Here is a 289-nt window from a genome sequence, read left to right on the forward strand (position 1 = left end):
AGGAACTGCTCTCAAAAAAATGGTAGGGCCCGCCGTGACGCGCGAAGCAGTTGCGCATCTACAGGTCAAGCTGGGCCTGTCGGAACGGTGGGCCTGCCGCCTTGCCGGTGCGGATCGCAAGATGATCCGCTACCAGTCCAGAAAGCCGCCCGAGACGGAGCTGCGCCAACGGCTGCGGGATCTGGCCAACGCACGCCGCCGGGTTCGGCTACCGGCGTCTGTTCGTGCTCTTGCGCCGCGATGGCGAACTGTCAGGGATCAACCGCATCTATCGGCTGTATCGAGAAGA

1 pseudogene is annotated in these 289 nt (G+C 63.3%); it reads left to right on the forward strand.

Going from position 1 to position 289, the window contains the following annotated elements:
• Positions 1 to 289: pseudogene (locus GZH79_RS14280) on the forward strand (IS3 family transposase); the annotation flags it as partial.

The sequence above is a fragment of the Loktanella sp. SALINAS62 genome (genome assembly GCF_018263905.1).
Lineage (GTDB): Bacteria > Pseudomonadota > Alphaproteobacteria > Rhodobacterales > Rhodobacteraceae > Loktanella.